A 4,889-nucleotide genomic window follows, 5' to 3' on the forward strand; every position below is an offset into this window, starting at 1 on the left:
CTCGCTGCCGCCTTGACCTTGCTTGCCGAGCAGGGCCATTTCCATATGCGGGAGGCCGGTATGGCTGGGATGCCAAACTAGCCCAAGTCTCATCCCCGCGCTGAGTGAATCATCTTCTGGATATATCGCGGTGCTTCCGGTTGTTTTCCATGGAAATGTCACGATGCCGCCGCAACTTCTAGGCCGATGCAGATGGACTTGCTGGGTTTTTCGATTGAAACGAATGAGCAGATGACGGGTGGTAAGCATCTCTAGTCGTGTAAATTGCAGTCCGTATTTTAGATAAAAATAGATGATTGCGGCGTCCATTATGAGCATCAGTATTGTTATTATAATGTTGACCAAAGAAGTTGAGTGGGGTGAAAAAAGGTCAAGGTATAGGGAGCAGAGAGTTATTGTGAATCCAGTATATAAAATTGGGCCTAATCCACCCAATGTCATAATTGTAATGATCCCGCGTTTTTCCTCTGAGCCTCCGCCGCGTACTTCTAGGAAGGTTTCATTGAAAGCGAAGACAGGCCCGTGTGCGCGAGGTTTTTCACTGACTTGTTGAAAATGTAACTCTTCTGTCAAGTCGCCTTGATAAAAATCCTGCGTTGCGCGTCTCTCTGCTGGCGTCATCTTTTCTTCATACGAATTTCGTGCGGCTTCCGACTCGATTGCCATTTGCCAGAAGCCCCATTCAATTAAATACATTATATGACCTCGCCGAAAGCTGAATGAAGATTATGTAACTCTTCATGTTCTTCATAAAGTCGTGAAGTTTTTTGGATGCGGAAGCAGCTGCGTTTGCACCATTTTTCTAATGCATCGTCTTCAAGGAGATAGATGACTGCCGTCAGGATTAGACCAATCCAAAAAGCTCCGATTACCAAGCGTAAGAGTAAGAGTCGAGCTGAGCTAGTACCTAATTTTCGGGCGAGTGATCCTAGCGAAGTGGCTAGGTTTCTTCCATACTTGGTCCTGGCGTTATGAGATAGATAGTCAAATAAAGGTTTTGCACTTGCTACAGCTGTTCCTGTTTCTGCTAGTCCAAGTACTATCGTTGCCACCCCTCGAGCACGATAGGCGTTAGCCAGACTTTTGACTCGAGCATTCCCGTGTGCTTCACGAAAATACCGTTCAGCATCCACAAAGTCCCACCATGCCAAGACTAGCCCTCCAGTACCAGCCAGGCTTGCGGCCCACAGCTTAAGCCTTCCCAAGGTTGTCGCCGCACCTTTCCCTGTCACGCTATTCGCGCCATAACGAGTCACCACTTGGTCTACATAACTTGCCCCTATTTCAAACCCAGCCGCAGCCGTGGTCATGGCAGCCGCCATCAATTCAGTCTTAACTCGTGCATCGCTATCGGGCAGCTCCCGCGCCTTGAAGGCCATCAACATCCCTTCAATCAGGCAGACCACGCCGGCAGCGCGAACCTTATAGAAGTCGCTTTTTTTGCTGTCGGCCTGCATCAACCCTTCAGCCCAAGCCTGATCCAGATATCTCGATACTTGGCCACCGCTTCGCTGTGGGCTTAAAACCTCTCCGTTGCGAGCGGCTTCGCCCAGCCGGATGTCAAGCGCTGCTTCGTGGACCGAAGCAAACAGGGTCAGGCGCAAACCTTGGTGCAGGGCGCGATCCACGCTGTTCGGTGCAGCGGTACGCAGCACCTGGCGCCCGAGCGCAACGTACCAGGCATACAAGCCGATGCTGGCGGTGCTGTTTCCCTTTTGCAGTTCTTCGTACAGTGCGTTGATGCGATTGAAGGCATTGGCCGCAGCGTGCGCCCGTTTGGCAAGGCCTTCAGCCAGCGTGAAGCTGGTTTCTGACGACGCAGGTGCGGCCTTCGCCGCCTCCAGAAGCGCTGCAAGCTCTTCTCGCAGGTCTTCCTGATTGTATGTAGTGCCGCGCATCGCCAGGTTGGCCCGGTCCGCCACGTCACTGCGCCACCAGTGGTCGAGGACGGTGGAGCCCCATTCACTGAGTTCCATGCCAATCACACACTGGCCGGTCTGTTCGGCAAAGGCCAGGCCATTGATCAGGTCGGCATTGTCGTAACGGTCCAAAGCCTGTAGCAGTCGCTCGCTGATTACCCAGCGAGCATGATCCTTGGCCCGATCTTCCGCAGCCTGCTGCGCCTGTTGCATGACTTGTTCGAAACTTTCGAGCTGATTGTGCATGGCCTGGCGGTCGACCAGGTGCCCGTATTTCTCGTCGAATTTCTTGCTGAACTCGCCGGCATCCTGGCGGGCTTGAACCTTGGCACGGACGTCGCGCTCGAATTGCGCGAGATGCGGTTTCATCTGCTCGTCATGCGCGTCAGCCTGCTGATTGGCCCGTTCGGAAAAAGCGTAGATTTCCGGGTGAATGAACGGCTGGTTGCGAATGGTTTCGGCCATGACCTCGCGTTGGACGATTCGGTCTGCCACCATCTGTGGGTAGAGTTTTTCGATCTCCAGGAATGACTGCGCGACCAACGACCTGCGTTCGTTGTCCACGCCGGGCTCAACGGTACGTTGCAGCCATTTCACCTTTACATCCTGGACTGCCGCGTTGCGCCAGGCGTTGAGCTCCTGGGTGATACCGATGGCGTCTTCGATGACGATGGCGGCACCGCGGGGCTTGGTTTGATCGATGAGCGGCGCCAAGGCTTGACGTGACGCGTGTGGCGAGACGATCTGGTTGCTATTGAACGGCTGCAGGTTCAGCAGCGCTTGCAGCTGTGGATCGTCCTGGGCCTTGAAATCAGCGACCCAGCCAAGCTGGTCATGCTTGACTACGTGAGGCTGTGGGGGCGCGTCGGAGGGCTGGATGAAGCGAGCGATATCGATGGCTGGCAGGCTGCTGCGGTACTCATCTTCAAGCAGGCGATAGTTGTCGAGCATGCGCGACGTGAGCGGGGACGGGCTGAACAACGGTCGCAATTCCTGGATGTCATCCAGGTCATAAAGGGTGATGGTCCAGCCAAAACCTCGCACGACTTCGTCCAGGTTGCCTGCGCTGGGCGCCGGTTCCCACGGGGCATCGGCACTGATGTACAGCAGCGAGCCGTTGGACGCCACGCGGTACTGGCTGTGCCATTCGTAGGCTGCCGCACTGTGACGCTTGATCAGCAGGTAGAGAAAACCCTCGCGCAACGGGCGGATGGCGTAACTGGAGTGGGTAAGCTCGCCGACATCCTGGAACGGGTTGAGATAGCCTGGCAACTTGGGCAAACGAGCGCGTTGCGCCGGGTTGCCACCGACGGCGGCGTAGCGCAGCGGCAGCAGCTCGAAGCGGCGGGTGCAGTCGGCGACAGGGCTGTTGCGCAGAGCAGGGCGATAGCCGCTGGTAACGCGCCTGCACAGGTCCAGGGTTTCGGTGAGCGAGTCCATGTAGTGTGCCTCAATCCTTGTTGTGCAAGCGTTGCTGCACGTTTTCCAGAAGGGGAGTCAACTGCTCCCGCGTAGCAGTGATAGCGTCCTGCCAAGCCGCTGATTGCCTGAGTTGTTCGCCCTCACGCGCCATCATGAGTACAAAACTGAGCAGGTCTTCCTCACGAGCCAAGCCCTGTTCGCGTGCCTGGTTCAGGTAAAACTGGATCAGGCCAAGCCGTGTACCGTGGCAATTGGCAGACAAGGCCGGGCACGATTGTTCATCCTTGAGCAACTCGGCCAGTTGGTAGCTCAGAGGGTCACCCGCCAGTGCCGCCCAGCAGTCTTCAGTCAAAGTGATAGGCGTGGCTTGTATGCTTTGCGGTTGGTCGCCACCGCTGATTTGCAGCCACAACCGCTTGTCTGGGTGTGCTACGGGCACCCACCAGTGGCAGACAGGGGCCAGCCACTCGCTGACGCCTGGTAAGTCGCGGTGGTTGTCGAACATTTGCAAGGCTGCTGCCGTGTGGTAGCGCAGCAGGTAGGAATGCCCGTCTGCGCCAGTAACTATATTGGCCTGGCTCAAGTGCTGGGCGAGTCGGACTGGGGGCAGCGCGCTGACGATCCAGCCACACACCGCACCCGGTGCGCCTTGTTCGAGCTGCCATTGGAAATCGTACTGGGCCGCCACCTCGGAGCCGGGCCTTGAACCGAACAGCCAAGGGCCGGCTGTTCGCAGGTTGCTGAACTGGGCTTGTTGCAACAGGGGCCAACAGCGGCCTGAGTAATGCTGGGTCAGTGTTTGCCGTATTTCAGGTGACAGTTTGGCCATCTCTACCACGGCGCTCAGACGATAGCGGTCGGATGTGCGCAGTGCTTCTACCATTGCTCTGACGAATGGACTGGGCATCAGCTTGCTCCTTCCATGCGCACCAGGTTCTGGTCGTCCGCGATCGCTTTGAGCAAGCAGCTGAGGCAAATGGGGTCGCCGGGCTCGGGTATGCCAGAGGTTGAAGTCGTGCGCTGGCTGCCTTCTGCCCGTTGACTGACGGGCCCTTTGAATGCCAGTGCCAGGCCATCCAGCGTAATACCTGCCCCATCGATGCGCAGCAGACCAGCCGGGCTCCTGATCGTCAGGCTCTCGCTGACCTGGATGTCATAGACCTTGGTGGTGTGCCGGATTGCCTCGCCGGTTTGCAGAGTGCTGTGACCGGCCACGACCTGCTCGCGGTGACCACCGATTTCCACGGTGTGGTTGGCTTTGGTGATGTCCTGGCGATGGTTGCCGACCTGTTCGATGCGGTCCTGGCCAGTGATGATGGTATGGGTCCGGCCGATGGTCAGGCTGTCGTCGCTGCCTATTTCCTGTACCCGGTTCTGGCCAATACTGACGGCCTCGTCTCGCGCAACCTCTTCCCGACGGTCCTGCCCGATCGAAATCGTCTCGTCCCTTGCGACACGTTCGAGGCGATCGTTACCGATTTGTGTGGTTTCGTCATGTTTGACGACGTTGTTCTGGTCCCTTTCTGCGTGGATGAAGACTTCCTGCCG

At 56.9% G+C, this 4,889-nt stretch carries 3 protein-coding genes and 1 pseudogene; all 4 read right to left on the reverse strand.

Translation table 11 applies throughout. The features are described from left to right. Window positions 1-696, reverse strand: a pseudogene (locus ACLEJP_RS25400) (DUF6708 domain-containing protein); the annotation flags it as partial. Beyond that, the gene (locus tag ACLEJP_RS25405) at window positions 696-3,359 is read right to left on the reverse strand and encodes a T6SS effector BTH_I2691 family protein (RefSeq protein WP_440810875.1); all 2,664 of its coding nucleotides are present in this window, start codon (window positions 3,357-3,359) and stop codon (window positions 696-698) included. The pseudogene ACLEJP_RS25400 and the gene ACLEJP_RS25405, both read right to left, overlap by 1 nt. Window positions 3,360-3,369: 10 nt before the next feature. Next, window positions 3,370-4,248: a DUF4123 domain-containing protein gene (locus ACLEJP_RS25410; RefSeq protein WP_440810877.1), complete on the reverse strand. Its 879-nt coding sequence runs from the start codon at window positions 4,246-4,248 to the stop codon at window positions 3,370-3,372. Further along, window positions 4,248-4,889, reverse strand: a 642-nt coding sequence (locus tag ACLEJP_RS25415) for a bacteriophage T4 gp5 trimerisation domain-containing protein (protein WP_440810880.1), incomplete at its 5' end; no start/stop codon positions are given. The genes ACLEJP_RS25410 and ACLEJP_RS25415, both read right to left, overlap by 1 nt.

Source organism: Pseudomonas sp. SMV7 (assembly GCF_052041995.1).
In the GTDB taxonomy this organism is placed as follows: Bacteria; Pseudomonadota; Gammaproteobacteria; order Pseudomonadales; family Pseudomonadaceae; genus Aquipseudomonas.